The organism is Janthinobacterium longum (assembly GCF_051380735.1).
GTDB lineage: Bacteria > Pseudomonadota > Gammaproteobacteria > Burkholderiales > Burkholderiaceae_D > Janthinobacterium.
On the sequence record NZ_JBNYXQ010000001.1, the window covers coordinates 612,675 to 629,948 of the forward strand.

The 17,274-nt window shown below is 63.0% G+C and carries 18 protein-coding genes; 6 read left to right on the forward strand and 12 right to left on the reverse strand.

All coding sequences use genetic code 11. The features are described 5' to 3' along the window. Positions 1–14: 14 nt before the first annotated feature. The 7 genes from ACQ4WM_RS02725 to ACQ4WM_RS02755 all read right to left on the reverse strand — a co-directional run bounded on the left by ACQ4WM_RS02725 (position 15) and on the right by ACQ4WM_RS02755 (position 5,974). On the reverse strand, positions 15–1,535 hold the full coding sequence (locus tag ACQ4WM_RS02725; protein WP_436545178.1) for a hypothetical protein: 1,521 nt from the start codon (positions 1,533–1,535) through the stop codon (positions 15–17). 60 nt (positions 1,536–1,595) lie between these two features. Continuing rightward, positions 1,596–2,930: a DUF3422 family protein gene (locus ACQ4WM_RS02730; protein WP_436545179.1), complete on the reverse strand. Its 1,335-nt coding sequence runs from the start codon at positions 2,928–2,930 to the stop codon at positions 1,596–1,598. 159 nt (positions 2,931–3,089) lie between these two features. Continuing rightward, on the reverse strand, positions 3,090–3,557 hold the full coding sequence (locus ACQ4WM_RS02735) for a copper chaperone PCu(A)C (protein WP_436545180.1): 468 nt from the start codon (positions 3,555–3,557) through the stop codon (positions 3,090–3,092). Between the two features lie 19 nt (positions 3,558–3,576). Further along, positions 3,577–4,176 carry an SCO family protein gene (locus tag ACQ4WM_RS02740; protein ID WP_436545181.1) on the reverse strand — a complete coding sequence of 200 codons (600 nt, stop codon included), beginning with the start codon at positions 4,174–4,176 and terminating at the stop codon, positions 3,577–3,579. 66 nt (positions 4,177–4,242) lie between these two features. Further along, positions 4,243–4,620 carry a DUF2946 family protein gene (locus ACQ4WM_RS02745; protein WP_436545182.1) on the reverse strand — a complete coding sequence of 126 codons (378 nt, stop codon included), beginning with the start codon at positions 4,618–4,620 and terminating at the stop codon, positions 4,243–4,245. Between the two features lie 20 nt (positions 4,621–4,640). After that, entirely contained in the window at positions 4,641–5,228 is a 588-nt protein-coding gene (locus tag ACQ4WM_RS02750) for a helix-turn-helix transcriptional regulator (protein WP_436545183.1), read from the reverse strand. A 62-nt stretch (positions 5,229–5,290) separates the two neighbouring features. Beyond that, complete coding sequence (locus ACQ4WM_RS02755; protein ID WP_436545184.1) at positions 5,291–5,974, reverse strand: Crp/Fnr family transcriptional regulator; 684 nt, start codon at positions 5,972–5,974, stop codon at positions 5,291–5,293. A 137-nt stretch (positions 5,975–6,111) separates the two neighbouring features. On the opposite strand from ACQ4WM_RS02755, the gene ACQ4WM_RS02760 reads away from it, so the two are divergent. Then, positions 6,112–7,746, forward strand: coding sequence for an acyl-CoA synthetase (locus ACQ4WM_RS02760; protein ID WP_436545185.1), 1,635 nt, complete (start codon positions 6,112–6,114; stop codon positions 7,744–7,746). Between the two features lie 6 nt (positions 7,747–7,752). Here the strand turns inward: ACQ4WM_RS02760 and ACQ4WM_RS02765 are convergent, their stop codons facing one another. The 3 genes from ACQ4WM_RS02765 to ACQ4WM_RS02775 form a co-directional block, all read right to left on the reverse strand. Beyond that, positions 7,753–9,120: an MFS transporter gene (locus ACQ4WM_RS02765; RefSeq protein ID WP_436546193.1), complete on the reverse strand. Its 1,368-nt coding sequence runs from the start codon at positions 9,118–9,120 to the stop codon at positions 7,753–7,755. A gap of 11 nt (positions 9,121–9,131) precedes the next feature. Continuing rightward, positions 9,132–9,848: a ribonuclease T2 family protein gene (locus ACQ4WM_RS02770; RefSeq protein WP_436545186.1), complete on the reverse strand. Its 717-nt coding sequence runs from the start codon at positions 9,846–9,848 to the stop codon at positions 9,132–9,134. A gap of 69 nt (positions 9,849–9,917) precedes the next feature. Then, entirely contained in the window at positions 9,918–11,012 is a 1,095-nt protein-coding gene (locus ACQ4WM_RS02775) for a branched-chain amino acid aminotransferase (protein WP_436545187.1), read from the reverse strand. A gap of 234 nt (positions 11,013–11,246) precedes the next feature. On the opposite strand from ACQ4WM_RS02775, the gene ACQ4WM_RS02780 reads away from it, so the two are divergent. The 3 genes from ACQ4WM_RS02780 to ACQ4WM_RS02790 all read left to right on the forward strand — a co-directional run bounded on the left by ACQ4WM_RS02780 (position 11,247) and on the right by ACQ4WM_RS02790 (position 14,614). Continuing rightward, positions 11,247–13,787 (forward strand): PepSY domain-containing protein, encoded by a 2,541-nt coding sequence (locus ACQ4WM_RS02780; RefSeq protein WP_436545188.1) that lies wholly within the window; start codon positions 11,247–11,249, stop codon positions 13,785–13,787. 144 nt (positions 13,788–13,931) lie between these two features. Then, positions 13,932–14,084, forward strand: coding sequence for a hypothetical protein (locus ACQ4WM_RS02785; RefSeq protein ID WP_436545189.1), 153 nt, complete (start codon positions 13,932–13,934; stop codon positions 14,082–14,084). Between the two features lie 122 nt (positions 14,085–14,206). Further along, entirely contained in the window at positions 14,207–14,614 is a 408-nt protein-coding gene (locus ACQ4WM_RS02790; RefSeq protein ID WP_436545190.1) for a bacteriohemerythrin, read from the forward strand. A 4-nt stretch (positions 14,615–14,618) separates the two neighbouring features. On the opposite strand, the gene ACQ4WM_RS02795 is transcribed toward ACQ4WM_RS02790, so the two are convergent. After that, on the reverse strand, positions 14,619–15,500 hold the full coding sequence (locus tag ACQ4WM_RS02795) for a hypothetical protein (RefSeq protein ID WP_436545191.1): 882 nt from the start codon (positions 15,498–15,500) through the stop codon (positions 14,619–14,621). A 146-nt stretch (positions 15,501–15,646) separates the two neighbouring features. Between ACQ4WM_RS02795 and ACQ4WM_RS02800 the strand changes: the two genes are divergently transcribed. Together ACQ4WM_RS02800 and ACQ4WM_RS02805 are read left to right on the forward strand one after the other, a co-directional pair. Then, positions 15,647–15,862, forward strand: coding sequence for a hypothetical protein (locus ACQ4WM_RS02800; protein WP_436545192.1), 216 nt, complete (start codon positions 15,647–15,649; stop codon positions 15,860–15,862). A gap of 47 nt (positions 15,863–15,909) precedes the next feature. Next, positions 15,910–16,476, forward strand: coding sequence for a methylated-DNA--[protein]-cysteine S-methyltransferase (locus ACQ4WM_RS02805; RefSeq protein WP_436545193.1), 567 nt, complete (start codon positions 15,910–15,912; stop codon positions 16,474–16,476). A gap of 1 nt (position 16,477) precedes the next feature. Here the strand turns inward: ACQ4WM_RS02805 and ACQ4WM_RS02810 are convergent, their stop codons facing one another. After that, positions 16,478–17,194 (reverse strand): hypothetical protein, encoded by a 717-nt coding sequence (locus ACQ4WM_RS02810; RefSeq protein ID WP_436545194.1) that lies wholly within the window; start codon positions 17,192–17,194, stop codon positions 16,478–16,480. Positions 17,195–17,274: the final 80 nt, after the last annotated feature.

Sequence of the window (17,274 nt, forward strand, 5' to 3'; positions counted from 1 at the left end):
ATTTCTGGATTGCTTCAGAATTCGCGCAGCCTGTCAAACAACTCGAGCAAGCGCTGCTGGTTCACCAGCGCCGCGCCCAGCTCGCTCTCCAGTTGCGTCAATACATCGACCAGCACGCTGTAGATTTCCTCGCGTTCCACGGTCTCGATAATGCTGGAACGGCGGTCCATCTTGTTGAAATCCTCGGTATAAGCCATTACCATGGCGTCGAGCGCGGCTGCCGCTTCGGCCGCACGCATGCTGGCGTCGATGCCGCGTGTGGCAGCCAGCAAGTTCTTGTAGGCCAGTGCCGCCTTTTTCGCCTGGGCTGCGGAAATCTGCTCGCGCCCGTCCCAGTCGCGAAACGGATTGTGCAAGTTCTCGGCCAGCCATTCCGGTTTGCGCGGCTTGCTGATAGACAAATCCAGTCCCTGCGCCACCGCTTTCTTGTAGGCCGTCTTGACGGCCTTGGCCACGTCGGCCGGCACGCTGTTCATCCACAGGCTGGCCAGTTTCGGCAATTGCTCGGGCGATGGAAAGTCGTCCGCTTCAAAGCCGAAGACATCAAACGTGGTCAGCATCTGCAACTGGGGCAGCTGGGCGATGCTTTGCATATTGCGCGCCATGCCGGGCTTGCCCCAGAGGCGCAACTGGCGCAAATGCGCAAAACGCTGCACCACCGGCGCCAGATCGATCTCCCTGACGGCGGTCAGCGACAAGGCGCCCAACTGGTCCAGGCCCTGCAAGAGCGGCAACCCGGCGGTACATTGCAATTCCAGGTCGCGCCCCTGCTCTGTCTGCTCGACCTGCAGCTGCGGCGACGGCATGGCCGTCAGCGAGAGAAAAGACAGGCCGCGATTGAGGCGCACGCTGGTGATCCCATCGGGCTGCAGGATAAAGCGGCTCAGGCGGGTAGTGCTGACATCGATCTCAGTGACCGACGGGGATTGCCAGTGCAGCTCGTTAATAAACGGATGCTGCTGGATATAGGCCATCAGTTCAGGCGTGCCGTGCGCGGTTTCAACGGTCATCAGGCAAGGCAGTTGATCCAGCTCGGACAAGTCCTTGACACCATCGAGCACGCTGTCGTTGATGCGGGTCGCGTTCTGCGACAGCTTCACGCCGCCAACGATCACCTTGTGCGCGCTGGAAGCGGCCTTGAATTGCTTGCGCAGGGCCGGATCGATCTGCTCCCAGCTGCGCTGGCGCGCCATGCTCGCGCCCACGTCCCAGCCGAACTTGTAGGTGTTGACCTCGTCTTCCACCAACGGCGGCAGATTGGCAATGAACACGTACTCAGGCGGCACGTTGGCCGTCACAAAAGCGTGGTCGAGGCGATTCCTGACAAAATAATAGCTGTAGCGCAAAGGCTGCATGCGGCTGGCCGCCGCCGCATCGGGCAAGGCGTCACCGCTCCAGTCCAGCTCCAGCACGGCCGCCAGCGGCTTGCCCCTGGGAGTCCTGGGCGGCTGGACATGGGTTACCTGGCACGCCACATACTGCTGCAGCTCGACTGAAAATACACTGTAGATATCACCGACATTCGCTATCACCATGGCTCCTTGTTAGGCAAGATGCCGGACGATAGCAAAATTCGGGCATGACTGTCGTACCGCTCAGTGCACATGCAGCTTGCGATGCATGCGCCGCAAGCCCAGCCACACGCCGGCCGCCACGAACGGCACCAGCGCGCCAACCAGGATTTCCGGATTGACCGGCAAGCCCATCACCTTGGCCGCCTTGCCGGTGTAGCTGAACAGGCCGATCACGTAGTAGGATATCGCCGCCACCGACAATCCCTCGACGGCCTGCTGCAGGCGCAGTTGCTGGGCGGCGCGTTCGTTCATCGACTGCAATATCTGCCGGTTCTGCAGCTCCTGCACGATACCCACGCGGGTACGCAGCAAGTCATTTGTATTGGCGATGCGCTGGGCCATCGCTTCCTGGCGGCTGGCCATCGCTTCGCAGGTGCTCATGGCCGGCGTCAGGCGGCGGTCCATGAATTCCCCGACCGTCGGGATGCCCTCGATGCGTACTTCGCGCAGTTCGTCGATGCGGGCGCGGACCAGGCCCATGTAGGCTTTCGAGGCAGAAAAACGGTAGCTATTGTCGAGCGACAGCTTTTCGATGCGGGCCGCCAGGCGCGTGATGCGGTCCAGCAAGGCTTGCTCGGAGGCGCCATCATCGCCGCGCGCATTATCGGTCTCGACCATCGCGGCGGCCAGGGTCGCCAGTTCATTTTCAATCGCGTTCAGCGACGGCGCGGCCTGCATGGCATAAGGCAGGCCCAGCAGGGCAAACATGCGGTAGGTTTCGATTTCCAGCACGCGCTGCACCAGCCGGCCCGACTGCTGCGAGCGCATGCCGGCGTCGCGGATAATGAAACGGCTGAAGCCGTCGGACTGGATGGTGAAGTCGGTCCACAATTCCCCGCCCTGCAGCACGCCGCTGCCAACCAGGGTATTGCCTTCGAACACACGCGACAGGCCCTGCATGTAAGTGTCGGCCGGTTCGACCGCGCGCTCAAGCACCACGTGCGCCGCCACCATCAGCTTGCCTTTCAGGCCCGCCAGCCATTGCTGCGGAAGTTGTTCGAGCGGCATGGACTCGAACGCTTGCGCCAGCGGTAGCGGAGCCCCGGGATGCTCGGCAAAAGTGAATGTCGCAAATTCCGTATGACATTCCCACTTCAGGCGGAAACGGCCGAAGTCATAATAAAAATATTTCGCTTCGCTGCTGGGACCGGTGACACCAAAATGCGTGCACAGCGCCGCCAGCGTAGCGTGCTGGGCTTGCATATTGGATACATCCTTACCTGGCTGGTCGTTGCTGTAGACGGCCAGGTGGGTGATCAGTTCTGGTGCATCGAGTTGCAAAAAGGGCCGCGAATGGATTTCCGCAGCCAGCGGCACGCGCAAGGCGTGGTTCAGACTGGAGCTAATAAGGTGCATGATTCTGCCAATAAAGTTACAAAGCTGCCTGGCCCCGTGCGGGCGACCGATGGTGACAGTGTAACAAAGCAGAATACATGCCTGACTATTGGTTGCTTTTGACTACCGGCTCTGCTGTATGCGCGCCATTTTTCACGCCTTAATCAAAGTTAGCAACGATCAGTGCTGCATCGCATGCGCCGCAGGCGCGCTGGCGAGCGGCCGGGCAACGGCATTGACCTGAATGGTTTCACGCTTCTTGCCTTCGCCTTCCAGCACCAGGGTCAGCGGCACCTTGTCGCCGGCCTTCACCTGGCCCTTGAGGTCGAGCAGCATCACGTGGTAGCCGCCCGGTTTCAGTTCGACCGCCTTGCCGGCCGGCAGCGCGAGTTCTTTCACCTGGCGCATGCGCATCATATTGTCGCTCATGCTCATTTCATGGATTTCGGCCACCCCAGCCACCGGCGAGCGCACTTCGACCAGGCGCATGGCCTTCGGCGCGGTGATCTGCATGAAGGCGCCGGTTGCCTTTTGTTGCGCAACGGTGGCGCGCACCCACGGCTCGGAGACGGTCACGGCACTTTGCGCGGCGGCGGAAAAAGAGAGTACGGCCAAAGTAGCGGCGACGACGGTTTTAAGCTGGAACATGGTAAGTCCTTTCAAAAGATTACAGGGTGTATTTGGCGGTCATCAGGGTCTTGATGTCTTGCACGCATTCGTCGGCCGTCAGTTGGTGCTTGAGGCCCAGGCGCATGCGCCCTTCCTTGTCGAGCACATAGCTGATGGCCGTGTGGTCCATGGTGTAGGAACTGCCGCTGGCCACGCGGCGGTAAAAGACCTTGTAGTTGAAGGCTGTCTGCGCCGTGTTTTTCGGATCGGTACGCAGGCCGAGGAAGCCGGGGTCGAAGGCGCGCATGTATTCGCCCAGCAGGGCCGCCGTATCGCGCTCGGGATCGATGCTGATAAAGATCACTTGCAGCTTGTCGGCATCGGTGCCCAGCTTGTTGCGGATTTCAACGGCGCGCGACAGCGCCGTCGGGCAAACGTCCGGGCATTGCGTGAAGCCGAAGAAGACCATCACATACTTGCCCTTGAAGTCGGCCAGGGTGTAGACCCTGCCGTCGGGGCCACTCAACTTGAAGTCGGGCTTATAGTCGCCACCGGTCAGGTCAATGCCGTTGTAATGGGGTTTTGGTTCTGGCTCGCCGCAAGCGGCAAGCGTCAGCATTCCCGCCGTGCCGGCGAGAAGGAATAAGCGACGTTTCATGGATATCAGGCCCGATGGGCGTAGTACTCAATGTGACCGCAAGGCGGCAGGAACGGAAAGAATGCTTCAGGCGAACGCTGGCGGGCCGCGCGGGCGGGCGCCGCGCCAGGCGAACTGCGGCAACAAAGCCTGATGGAACAGCGGCTGATACTGGTCGTGTCCCTTGATCACGGCAAGCAGCGGCGGCGGTGATGGCGGCAAGGCCAGATTGTCCGCATGGTGCATGCAGTACAGGCAGTGTTTGATATGCCGCGGCTGCGGCTCGGATGGCGGGGCCAGGTCAGCCTGCGTGTACACGGCGCCACTGGCCGAGCAAATCTCGGCGACGGCCCTGCCCTGGCTGGCGGCAAACGCGTGGGATATGGACGGCAACAGCGCATTGAGCAGCAGCGCCAGGCAGGCGAACCACAAACTCCACTGCTTGCGCTGTAAGAAATGTCCCATGCCGCGATTATAGCGGAGTATCACCGGGCAGGTCCTGGCCCGCCGAGGAACAGGCTTGGGCGCACGCCGGCCACATCGGAGCAGGCATCGCAAAACGCGGGCACCGACGCAAAGCCGGAACCGGCCGCCACTTCCGCCAGCCCACGGTCTTCATCAGGATCGGCTTGCGCCGCCGTATGCAGGGCATGCGCCAGGCGCTGTTCGCGCACCAGGCTGAGCAAGGCCTCGCCTTCTGCGAACAGGCGGGAGCGTGCCTTGTGCGGCGTTACCTGCCACAGCGCGGCCAGGCGGGCCGCCGTCCACTGGCCTTGCGGCGACTGGAAAATATGCTGCGCCAGCGCACGGCTCCAGCGCTTGCCGCCGCCATGCAGGCCCTCGGCTTCATCCTGTTCCAGCGCCAGGCTGAACACGGCCGGCTTGCCGCGACCAGGCATTACATCGCAGGCAAAACGCAGGAAGGCGGGCACCACGAAACTGTCGCCGCTGCCCAGTTTACGGGTGGCGATCTCGTTATGCAGGGTAACAAAACCCTGGCGCACGGTGACGCGCAGGCGCAGCGGAAAACGCAGGCCCAGCAGGTGTTGCGGATAATGGGAAACCAGGGCCATGTTTCAACTCGCTTGACAATGACAGCGCCCAGCATGCCATGCTTTGCGCGTGCAGTCTGTCATCACAGCGACGCGACGCCGTAATGGCGCAAGCCGTCCAGGTCGACCACGCGGATGGCTTGCCAGGCAATGCTGATCAGGCCCAGTTCAGCCAGCCGGCCCAGCGCAAGGTTGACGCGCTGGCGCGAAATGCCGGTCAGCATGCCAATTTCTTCCTGCGACAGCGCAAGCACGCTGGAGGTACGCGGATACAGCATCGGGTGAAACAGCTGCGCGATCGCCTGCGCCACCTGCGCATCGACGTCCAGCAGGCGCTGGTTCTGGATGGTGGCAATAAACTGGCCCATGCGCTCGTTGAGCTGGCGTATCACATAGGCATTGAAGGAGAGGCTTTCGGCCAGCAGCCGGTGGAACAGTGCGGCCGGCACCAGCAGCAGGCCCGAATCGCGCACGGCAACCACGTCGTAGCGGCGCAATTCACGCTTTAGCACGCTGCCCTCGCCACACCAGCCGCCGGCCGGCACGCCCGAAAACGTGGCGCCACGGCCATCGGCGTTATACACGGCCAGCTTGATCAGGCCCGCGTGCACGCCGAGCCAGTGCTGCGACGGCTCGCCGCGCCGCGCAACATGCGTACCCGCCTCGAACTGGCGCAACTCGCTGCCGGCGCGCAGCAGCGCCTGGTGGCCGGCGTCGAGGGCGAGGAACCAGTCGTGGCTGTCGAGTTCGGGCAGATCGTGTTCCATTCCATCCTTCGGCAAGTGCATCCTGGGGGGCAGCTCAGTTGTCACCAGGATGACAGTGGATTTGCGGTGGCGGTGCTATGCTGGCATCAACAGCCCCGCGCACAGGGAGCAGCAGATTTTCAATCAGGAGACGCACCATGACACCCGATTTCAATACCGGCCTGGGCAAGAACAGCGCCAACTATGCGGCCCTTACCCCGCTCGACTATATCGCCAGGGCAGCCGAAGTATATGGCAATCGCCTGGCAATTGCACACGGCAGCATGCTCCAGAACTGGCGCGACACCTATGCCCGCACGCGCCGGCTGGCATCGAGCCTGGTGAAACTGGGTGTGGGCGTGGGCGATACGGTGGCCGTGATGCTGCCCAATACGCCCGCCATGGTCGAAGCGAGCTTTGGCGTGCCGATGGCCGGGGCCGTCCTGAATGCGCTCAATATCCGGCTGGACCTGGCCTCGCTGACCTTTATGCTGCGCCACGGCCAGGCCAAGGTCTTGCTGGCCGATACTGAATTTGCCGAACTGGCGCGCCAGATGGCGGCGCAGATTCCCGGCCTGCACGTGATACAGGTCAATGACGAACTGGGGCCGCAAGTGGCGGCGTTTGCCGAGCTCGACTACGAAAGCCTGCTGGCCAGCGGCGACCCCGATTACGCCTGGCAGCCGCCGGCCGACGAATGGGATGCAATCGCCCTCAACTACACGTCCGGCACCACCGGCGACCCGAAAGGCGTGGTCTACCACCACCGTGGCGCGGCGCTGAACGCCGTGTCGAACATCCTCGAATGGGACATGCCCAAGCACGCGGTGTATCTGTGGACCTTGCCCATGTTCCACTGCAACGGCTGGTGCTTTCCCTGGACTATCGCCGCGCGCGCCGGCGTCAATGTGTGCCTGCGCAAGTTCGAACCGAAGCTGGTATTCGACCTGATGCGCGAACTGCACATCACGCACTACTGCGCGGCGCCCATCGTGCATGCGGCGCTGGCCAATGCGCCGGCCAGCTGGCGCGAAGGGCTGGACTGGACCGTGCACGGCATGGTGGCCGGCGCACCGCCACCGGCGGCGATGGTGGCGCGCATCGAAGAAATGGGCTTTGATCTGATCCACTCGTATGGCCTGACGGAAGTGTATGGCCCGGCCGCCATCTGCGCCGAGCAGGAGGAATGGGCCTGGCTGTCGCCGGAAGAACGCGCCGTCATGAAGTCGCGCCAGGGGGTGCGCTACCACCTGCAAAGCGAAGTGGCCGTGCTCGACCCGGACACCATGCAGCCGGTGACGCCGGACGGCGAACAGATCGGCGAGATCATGTTCCGCGGGAATATCTGCATGAAGGGTTATCTGAAAAACGAGAAAGCCACGCAGGACGCGTTTGCCGGCGGCTGGTTCCATACCGGCGACCTGGGCGTGCGCTATCCGGACGGCTATATCAAGCTGAAAGACCGCAGCAAGGACATCATTATTTCAGGCGGCGAAAACATTTCAAGCGTGGAAGTGGAAGACGCCTTGTATCACCACCCGCAAGTGCTGGCTGCCGCCGTGATTGCCCAGCCTGACGAAAAATGGGGCGAGACTCCGTGCGCCTTTGTCGAACTGCGTGAAGGCGCCAGCGTTACCGAAGCCGAGCTGATTGCCTTTTGCAAGAACAACCTGGCCGGTTTCAAGGTGCCGAAAGCGATCTGGTTCGGCCCCCTGCCCCGCACCTCGACCGGCAAGATCCAGAAGTTCGAACTGCGCAAGCGCATGCAGTCCGACAAGGCGATCGATGTCTGAACAGCCTCAGGGCTGGGCCGCGGGCTGCGTCACCACCAGCCGTGAAAAGCTGGCGATGCAGGCCAGCGCCGCAAAGCCGGCCGCCAGCAACAAGGCATAGGTGGTGCCGTGCGTGGCCGACACCGTGAAGCAGTAGGCCACCAGCGCGGCGCCGGTGGCCTGCCCGACCAGGCGCGAGGTGGCGACCACGCCGCTGGCGCCGCCACTGCGCTGCGGTGGCGCGCTGCCCATGATGGCTTTCAGGTTGGGCGCCTGGAAAAAGCCGAAACCAATGCCGCACAGCGCCATGCGCCAGCCGATATCGACCACGCTGGGGTTGGCTGGTATCCACACCAGTGTCAGCAGGCCGGTGGCCAGCGCGGCCAGGCCGATGCCGCCCAGCACGCCGGGCGAATAACGGTCGCTCAGCCTGCCGGCAATCGGCGCCATCACCGCCACCAGCACGGCCCACGGCGTCATCAAAAAACCCGTTTCGATCGGCGAGCGGCCCAGCGTCACTTCGAAATAGAACGGCAGCGACACAAACGCCAGGCCTTGCGCGGCGAAGGTGCAGATCGCCGTCATCGACGACAGGAAAAACAGCGGCCTGCGAAACAGGTCGACCGGCAACATCGGCGCCTGGTGGCCGCTCTGGCGGCGCAGCAGCAGGATAAAGAAGATCACCACCGCCATCAGCTCTGGCAGCAAGGTGGTCCATGGCGCATGGTGGGCGGCGTCGCCGAACAATAAAATCAGCAAGCCGAAAGCGCCCACGTTGTACAGCGCGGTGCGCGCATCCATGGTGTGGCCTGACAGCTTTGTGGCCGGCAGCATGCGGCTGGCGACAAAAAACCCGGCCACGCCGAGTGGCACATTGATGGCGAACAGCCACGGCCACGATGCGGTCGCCAGTATCAGCGAAGCGGCCGTGGGGCCGATGGCAAACGCCACCGCCACCACCAGCGAATTATTGCCAAAGGCGCGACCCTGCAAATGCCTGGGGTACAGCACGCGCAGCAGCGCCGTATTGACACTCATCATGGCGCTGGCGCCCACGCCCTGAAACAGGCGCGCCACCACCAGCGACGGCAGCGACCAGGCCAGTGCGCAAGCGAGCGAGGCCAGGGTGAACAAGAACATGCCTGAGATAAACACGCGGCGGTAGCCGACGATTTCGCCGAGGGCAGAAAACGGCAACAGGGTCGCCACCATCGCCAGTTGGTAGACGTTGACGATCCACACCGACGCGGCCGGCGTCGTGTGCAACTCACTGGCAATCGCCGGCAAGGCCGTATTGGCAATTGCCGTATCGAGCGAGGCCATGCCGACACCGATCGCCAGCGACAGCATGGCCCAGCCGCGCGCGCCGGGCGGCAGGCCATCCTCGCCGACCATGACGGCTTGCTTTATTTCTGACAATCGATCACCTTGAAATCCTTCGAGTAGCAGATACGCAGCTCGCCCGAGTGTTTTTCATAGCCCAGCCAGCGGCCTTTCAGTTGCGGATTGTGTTGCTTCATCCACTGGAACAACGCATTCTTGTCCATGCTGGTATCAGGCAATTTCAAGGCCTGGAACAGTTCACGTTCCTTCTCGAAATATTCTTTTGCCGTGCCGAAATCGCAGGCGCCATGCTTTTCCCATTCGCCCTGCAGCAGCGCTTCACCCGGCTGCATGCACATGTAGGGCAAGATCTCGGCCGGCGCCAGTTTCGGCAAATTGCCCTTGCAGTACCGCGGATGCAGGTCCGTCTTGCGCGGCGGCGTGACGGAAATATCGTCGCAGCTGGCCGGGTTGGCAGATTGTGCCCACAGGCCGTGCACGATCCAGCCGAAGTGGTTAGTTTCCGCGCACTGGAAGGCAGCCTTCTTCGAGATTTCACCACGGCGGCGCTGGCTGTCGCAAAAACCGGGCGACCAGGATAGTGCCAGCATAAAGTAATCAGTCGGCACATTCGTGCTCTGCTTGTAGCAGGTATTCTTTTCGTCCGATGGCCTGACGTCGTAATCGGCGTAGCTGACAGTGCGCGGGATGGCGCACTGGGCGTCGGCCGCCTGGGCCAGGCCACCAGCCAGGCTCAACAGGAGTGTGGCAAAGGCGGGCAATATAAAGCGCAGCTGCATGGGGTTCCTCCAGCGATGTAAAAACGCCGGCAACATGGTGCCGGCGCGGTGTTATTCAGACACAGTAAATCAGCAGACCTTGTGCATCCAGCCGTGCGTATCAGGCTTTGTACCGTGCTGCAAGCCCAGCAGTGCTTCGCGCAGGGCCAGGGTGACTGCGCCGTTTTCGTTATTGTTGATGGTCATCTCGAAGCCATTGGCCTTGGCCACGCCGACCGGCGTGATGACGGCGGCCGTGCCGCAGGCAAATACTTCGGTCATGCGGCCCGAAGCGATATCGTCGCGCCATTGCTGTACCGACAGCTTGCGCTCTTCGGTGGCGTAGCCGAGGTCTTTCGCCATCTCCAGCAGGCTGCGGCGGGTAATGCCTGGCAACAAGGTGCCCGTCAGCTCCGGCGTGACCACGGTCACCTTGTCGCCGTCCTGGTAGACGAAGAACAAGTTCATGCCGCCCATCTCTTCGATGAATTCGCGGTGCACGGCGTCGAGCCAGACGACCTGGTCGCAGCCCTTCTCTTGCGCTTGCGACTGGGCCATCAGGCTGGCCGCATAGTTGCCGGCGCACTTGGCTTCACCGGTGCCGCCCGGTGCGGCGCGCACGAAGTCTTCGCTGATCCACACGGTGACCGGTTTCACGCCCTGCGGGAAGTAGGCGCCGGCAGGCGAGGCAAACAGCACGAACAGGTATTCTTCTGACGGACGCACGCCCAGAAATGGGTCGGTGGCGATCATCAGTGGACGCATGTACAGGCTCTCGCCGGTCTTGCCTGGCACCCATTTGCGGTCGATCGAGATCAGGGCGTCGCCCGCTTCCAGGAACAGCTCGACCGGGATGGACGGCATGGCCAGGCGCGCGGCGCTGCGGTTGAAGCGCTCGGCGTTCTGTTCAGGACGGAAAGTCTTGATGCTGCCGTCGGGCTGGGCAAACGCCTTGTAGCCTTCGAAAATGGCCTGGCCGTAATGCAGCGACGAGGCTGACGGGTCCAGCATCAACGGACCGTAGGCTTTCAGTTCGCCTTGCTGCCACTTGCCGTCGCTGTAAGGAATCACCACCATATGATCGGTAAACACGCGGCCAAAGGCCGGCTTGTTCATGCGCTCGCCGCGCTCGGCGTCGGACAGGGGATGGGCGGAAGGCGTGATGGTGATATTCGATGTGGTCATGGGCGTTCGATGAGATTATGAAGTCAGGCGGCTATTGTAGTCCTTCGTCACGGCAGCAGCAGCGCGCCGCCCATGCGAGAGATACATTATCTGGCAGTATGCATGCCAAAACGCGGCGAGACAAGCGCCCCGCTGCCATCTTTGCCTGAAAACTGGTCGCAGAATTAGCGCGAATCATTCTCATTTGCGATATGATGGCGGCCTTCTCCGTTCCGCCAGCCAGCAATCCGACTCATGACAACACCCACCATCGCCGGCGCACCGGCATCGCGTGCAGCACCCACCTCGCAGCCACAGGCAAGCACGCGCCGTCGCAACAACGTGCAATGGAACTGGCCCAGCTGGAAGCAGGTCTGGTTCCAGCTGCACTGGTTTATCGGGATTACCGCCGGCACCGTTCTGATGATCATTGGCCTGTCCGGCGCGACCATCTCGTTCAAGGATGAATTGCTCGATCTGATGAACCCGGGCGTGCGCCATGTGCCGGTGGAAACACGCGCTGTGCTCACGCCCGGCCAGCTGACCAGCGTGGCGGCCGCCGGACACGGCCAGCGCGTTGCATCCGTTACTGTGTATGCCGAACCCGGCGCCGCGCCGCGCGTGTTTTTTGCGCCGAAGGCGGGCCAGCGCCGTGGCGAGTCCGTGTATGTGCACCCGTACACGGGCGCAACGCGGCCGGCGATGCAGGGCGCGGGCTTTTTCGAGTGGACCGAGTCCTTGCACCGATGGCTGCTGCTGCCGCGCGAACCGGGCCGCCAGGTACTGGGCGCGCTGGCGCTGTGCCTGCTTGGCCTGGCGCTGTCGGGCCTGTACCTGCGCTGGCCGCGCCGCCCGCTGGACTGGCGCACCTGGCTGATGTTCGACCCGGCACTGAAAGGCCGCTCATTCTTGTGGAACCTGCACTCGGTGATCGGCACCTGGTGCCTGGTGGTGTATGTGATGCTGACCCTGACCGGCCTGTACTGGAGCTACGATATCGTGCGCGACCAGATCGACGCCTGGGCCGGCAAGCCGCCGCGCATGGCGCAAGCATCCGCAAAACCGGCGCCGGCACGCGAGAAAAAACCGGAAGCGGCACACGCCGCCATCGATACCGCACTGGCCTGGAATACTTTCCAGCAACGTGCCGGCAACTGGACCCTGACCACCGTGCGCATGCCGACGCACCCGGGCGAAGCGGTGCAGTTCACCTGGCTGGCCAACGACGCACCACATGAGCGCGCGCGCAACACCATGACCATCCTGCCGGCCGATGGCACGGTTACCGAATACAAGCCCTACGACCAGCAGGGGCAAGGCGCGCGCCTGCTCAGCATCATCTACCCGCTGCACATGGGCAGCTATTTCGGTTTGCCGGGGCGCATTATCGTGACCGTCGCCAGCCTGTGCATGCCGCTGTTCGGCATCTCCGGCTGGATGTTGTACCTGGGCCGGCGCAAGGCCAAGCGCGCCGTTGCCGCCCAACGCGCCATGCTGGGCGCCGGTGCGCCCGGCCCGCATGTCAGCGCCCTGCCGACGCTGGTGGCCTATGCCAGCCAGTCGGGCCAGGCCGAAAGGCTGGCACTGGAAAGCGCGCGCGCCCTGCAGCAGGCCGGCGTGCCGGTCGACGTACAGTCGCTCGGGCAATTGTCGCCGACACAGCTGCGCCAGTATGAACACGTACTGATCGTCGCCAGCACCTTTGGCGAGGGCGAAGCACCCGATGGCGTGCGCCGCTTTGCGCGATTGCTGGACGACAGCAAGGCGCCCGATCTGGCCGGCCTGGAATTTGGCTTGCTGGCCCTGGGCGACCGCCATTACAGCCAGTTCTGCGGCTTTGGCCGCGCACTGGACTTGCGCCTGCAAGCGCTGGGCGCGACGCCGCTGTTTGCCATGATTGAAGTGGACAAGCATGACGCCCACGCACTGGCCGCCTGGTCGCAGGCGCTGGCGCGCACCAGCGGCAGCCCGATCGACGCCATCGGCCGCCAGGAAGATGCGTCGTATGAGGCGTGGCGCTTGACGCGCCGCGTGCTGCTCAATCCTGGCAGCCAGGGCGGCCAGCTGTATGAAATCGGCTTGTCCGGCCCTGCTGGCACCAGTTGGGAAGCCGGCGCGCTGGCCGAGATTATTCCGTGCAATAGCGACGGCAGCGAAGGCGAAGACAGCGGCGGCAGCGTGCCACACGCGCCGCGCAGCTATTCGGTGGCGTCCATGCCGCACGATGGCGAGCTGCAATTGCTGGTGCGCCAGGAGCGCCATGCGGGCGAGAACAACGGCGGCTATGGCGTGGCCTCGGGCTGGCTGACGCAGTTCGCGCCGCTGAGCGGTGAGATCCGCCTGCGTTTGCAAGCGAACCCGGCCTTCGCCCCGGCGCTGACCGACGTGCCGTGCATTTATATCGGCAACGGCTCGGGCCTGGCCGGCCTGCGCTCGCACCTGCGCGCGCGCCAGCGGGCGGGCTTGGGCCGCAACTGGCTGCTGTTCGGCGAGCGCCAGCAGAGCGCCGACAGCATCTGCACCGCAGAACTGGAGGCGTGGCTGCAAGAGGGCAATCTGGCGCGTCTGGACCGCACGTTTTCGCGCGACGGCGATAGCCGCGAGTACGTACAGGACCGCCTGCGCAGCGCGGTCAGTGAATTGCGCACTTGGCTGCAGGACGGCGCCATCGTGTATGTGTGCGGCAGCCTGCAGGGCATGGCGGCCGGCGTCGACGCGGTGCTGCTCGACGTGCTGGGCCAGGATGGCCTGGACGACTTGCGCACGCAAGACCGCTACCGCCGCGACGTTTATTGAACATCGACTGGCAGCTGTTGCTGCAGTGCATCACAGCAATCAGTTGAACTTGTCGCCAGCTGACCTACACTGCAAGCATGATGTCATCGCATAACCGGCTGGCGCCGCATTCCCGCGCTGCCGCTGGCGTGCCGGGAGATAATCATGTTGACGCTCAAAGTGCTGGCCTGCCTCGCCCTCTCTTCGCTGATGCTGGTGCCGCTGATGCTGCAGCGGTCCGGTCCTTCGCTGGCACAAATGCTGCAGACGCCGAATGTCGACGCCCATGCCATGTGGTCGCACTGGCCGCAGCGCTGACACCGCCATCGCCTGCGCTTGAAGCGATTGAATGTTTGATCCAGATCATGGATTTTCACCTTCAGCACGCCCACACTGAAGCCGCCCGGTCAGCCCGACCGCAGGCTGACACAGGAGCTGGCATGTTGACATCTCAATGGAAACAAGACATGGCGCTGGGCATACCCGCCATGGACGCGGCGCACGAAGCGCTGTTTGACGCAGTGGCGCGGCTGGAGCAGCTTGCGAACCTCGGCGACCCACAATTCAGCGTGGGCTTTCGGGAACTTGTCGCGGCGGTGGAACGCGATTTCCGCGAAGAAGAAGACCTGATGGAGGAAATCGGCTTTCCATCGCTGACCAACCACCGCGAGCAGCATGCTCGCGTGCTCGGCGGCCTGCACCACGCCTGGGCTGCCGTCGACGAGGGTGACGTGGAACAGGGCCGCCATGCGCTGGCCCTGCTGCCGCAGTGGCTGCTGTTTCACCAGGCAACGATGGACCTGGCGCTGGCGGCGGCGCTGGAACTGGTGCAGTGCAAGCCTGCCTGACAGCTTACAGTATCAGCACCGTCGCCTGTTCGGGCATCACCACGCGGTAGTGGCCCGGGTATTTGTCTTCGCCATCGAACATCTTGCAATACACAGGCAGGTTGATGTCGTTGACGGCGGCGTCGTTCATCGGCAGGGTGGCAATCAGTTGCTGGTCCTGCATCAGTTGCAGGGCGCTGCCCCGCTCGGGCGCGCAAAAGGCCAGCGCCTGCACTTCACTGGAAAACAGGCGTTTGTACCACGGTGTGATCGCATGCACGGCCAGCCTGGCGTCATGCAATACTTGCGCCACCCGCCCCACCGTCCAGGCATCGCGCGCCACGGCGGGCTGGATCACCATATTGGCTGTCAATTCCCCGCGGCCCTTGTTGACCAGGAAACTGCCATCCTGGGCCGCTATCTCGTCATTGATTGGCACGATGAAGACACCGCCCTCGCCCACCTTGATCGCCACCGGCGCGCCATCGCCTTGCAACGCCACCCGCACATCGTCGATAGTGGCGCTGAGCTTGGCCGGGATCAGGCGCAAGGCCATTACCACGTTACCGCGCGATACCTGCCAGACTTTTTTTGCCGTCAGATAGCTATCGCGGTACGCCGTGAAACGCACGCGCGGCGGCGCCGCCAGATTGCTGGCGGTAACCTTCACGGACTGGGGTATCACTCCGAGCAGTTCGGCTGCGACGGGCTCAGGTTCTGCTGCCGGAACCGGAGCCGGAACGGGACTGGCTGGCACCGGCTGCGCAGCAGGTGCGGGCAAGGCCGGCGCTTCATGCGTCGGCGGCACCGCTGGAGGCGTCTGCGCTTCCTGCGCATGGCCAGGCGAGATGGCGCACAGCCATCCGGCACAGGAGATGACTATCCCTATCGCGCTTTTCATACGCATGCAATTCCTTCAGCTGACAAATATCCTGCATGCATTATCGCAGAACCGTTGATTCTGAAACCATCCAGCATAAAAAGTTGCCACATACTTAATTTCATATTAGTATGCCGCAAGGCAACTTTTTATTCACCAGCGGGGAGCGGCGCATGGCGTATTACGTGGAATTGATACTGCTGGTTTCCGGCATCATCGGCATTACCCTCGGCTACCGCCGCAATGACCGCAAAACCATGCTGGCAGCGGCCTGGTTGCTGTATGTATCGGCCACAGGCGGACAACCGCTGGTCGACTTCGCTCACGGCCTGCACGATGGCTTTTATGGCGGCAAGCTGACGCAAGGCGAGCCGGTAGCCAAAGGCTGAATCTGGCGCAGATTGCTTTAATGCATAGTTGTTGACAAGGAATGTTCATGCTCTGTGTCTACAAGTTAATGCCCTCGCCAGTGGGCGAACTGACGCTGGTGGCGCGCGGCGCTGCACTGGCAGCGGTTTTGTGGCAGGACGACAAACCGACCCGGGTGCGCCTGGGCGAGCTGAGCGAAGACGGCACGCATCCGGTGCTGCTGCAAGCGCAGCAGCAATTGCGCGAGTATTTTGCCGGCACGCGCCAGCAGTTCGAGCTGCCATTGGACTTTGCCGGCACCGATTTCCAGAAGCAGGTATGGCAGGCGCTGCTGACGATACCATTCGGCCAGACGCGCAGCTATGGCGAAATCGCGTGCCAGGTCGGCCGGCCCGCCGCCGTGCGCGCGGTCGGCGCGGCAAATGGCAGGAATCCCGTTTCCATCATCGTGCCCTGCCACCGGGTGATCGGCGCCAGCGGCGCGCTGACAGGCTTTGCGGGCGGCCTGGAGGCCAAACAAACCTTGCTGGCGCTGGAGGGCATCGGCCTGTCCAGCGCGCAGGAGGCGCAAAAAACCGGGCTGGCCACGCGGCGCGCCCGGCAGGTCGACCTGGCGCAGGGCAAGCTTTTCTAGTTTATTCTCCCAGCAAGGCCAGTGACTCCAGCCAGGCCGCCTTCCATGGCCTGAGCAGCGGCTGGGTGGCAAATGCTTTTTTCAGATGCGGCATCGGCACGCGGTGCACATCGTGCAGGCCGAAGGCCAGTGTAACGGGATTCCACAGGTAATTGTTCTTGCCGCCACGCGAATTCTTGCGCACGCGCGCTCCATCGTCGCCAAAGACGCCCAGGCCGGCCAGCATGCCCTGCTCCAGGTTGACTTTGACGATGGACGCAAACGCTTGCAGGATCTCGTTGCGCTCCAGCCCCTTCAGGCTTTCCTGCGGCGCCAAAGGCGTTTCCGGCTCGACAGGCGTGGGATTGAGCAATTCCTTTACCAGCTTTAACAGGTCGCGTTCCTGGAAATGCAAACCGTCCAGCGATGCGCGCAAGCCTTGATCCTTCAGGGCAATGGCCAGGTTGCCGGAATCGCGCGTAAAGCGCAGCCAGACATCGCTGCCGCCGGCAGCCAGGTGCTGCTTGTCCTCGATAAACACCACCGGCGCCGCGTAGCGTGTCACGCCCTCGTGGAACAACTCGGCCCATTCATCCGAATAATCTATCCACACATACGGCAAGCCACCCTCTTCCAGCAGCCGCGCCAGGGTCCAGGGCGTGCCGGTCTGCGCTTGCAGCCACTGGCAAGCCTCGGCGGCGGTAGCGCGATAAGGCAAGGAAGAAAGCGTGGTGGTCATGATGGGGTTCCGTCAAAAAGAATGGTGGGCAGTGTAGCACTGCGCTGCATCCAAAGCGGCCCCGGCCGCGTTTATATGGA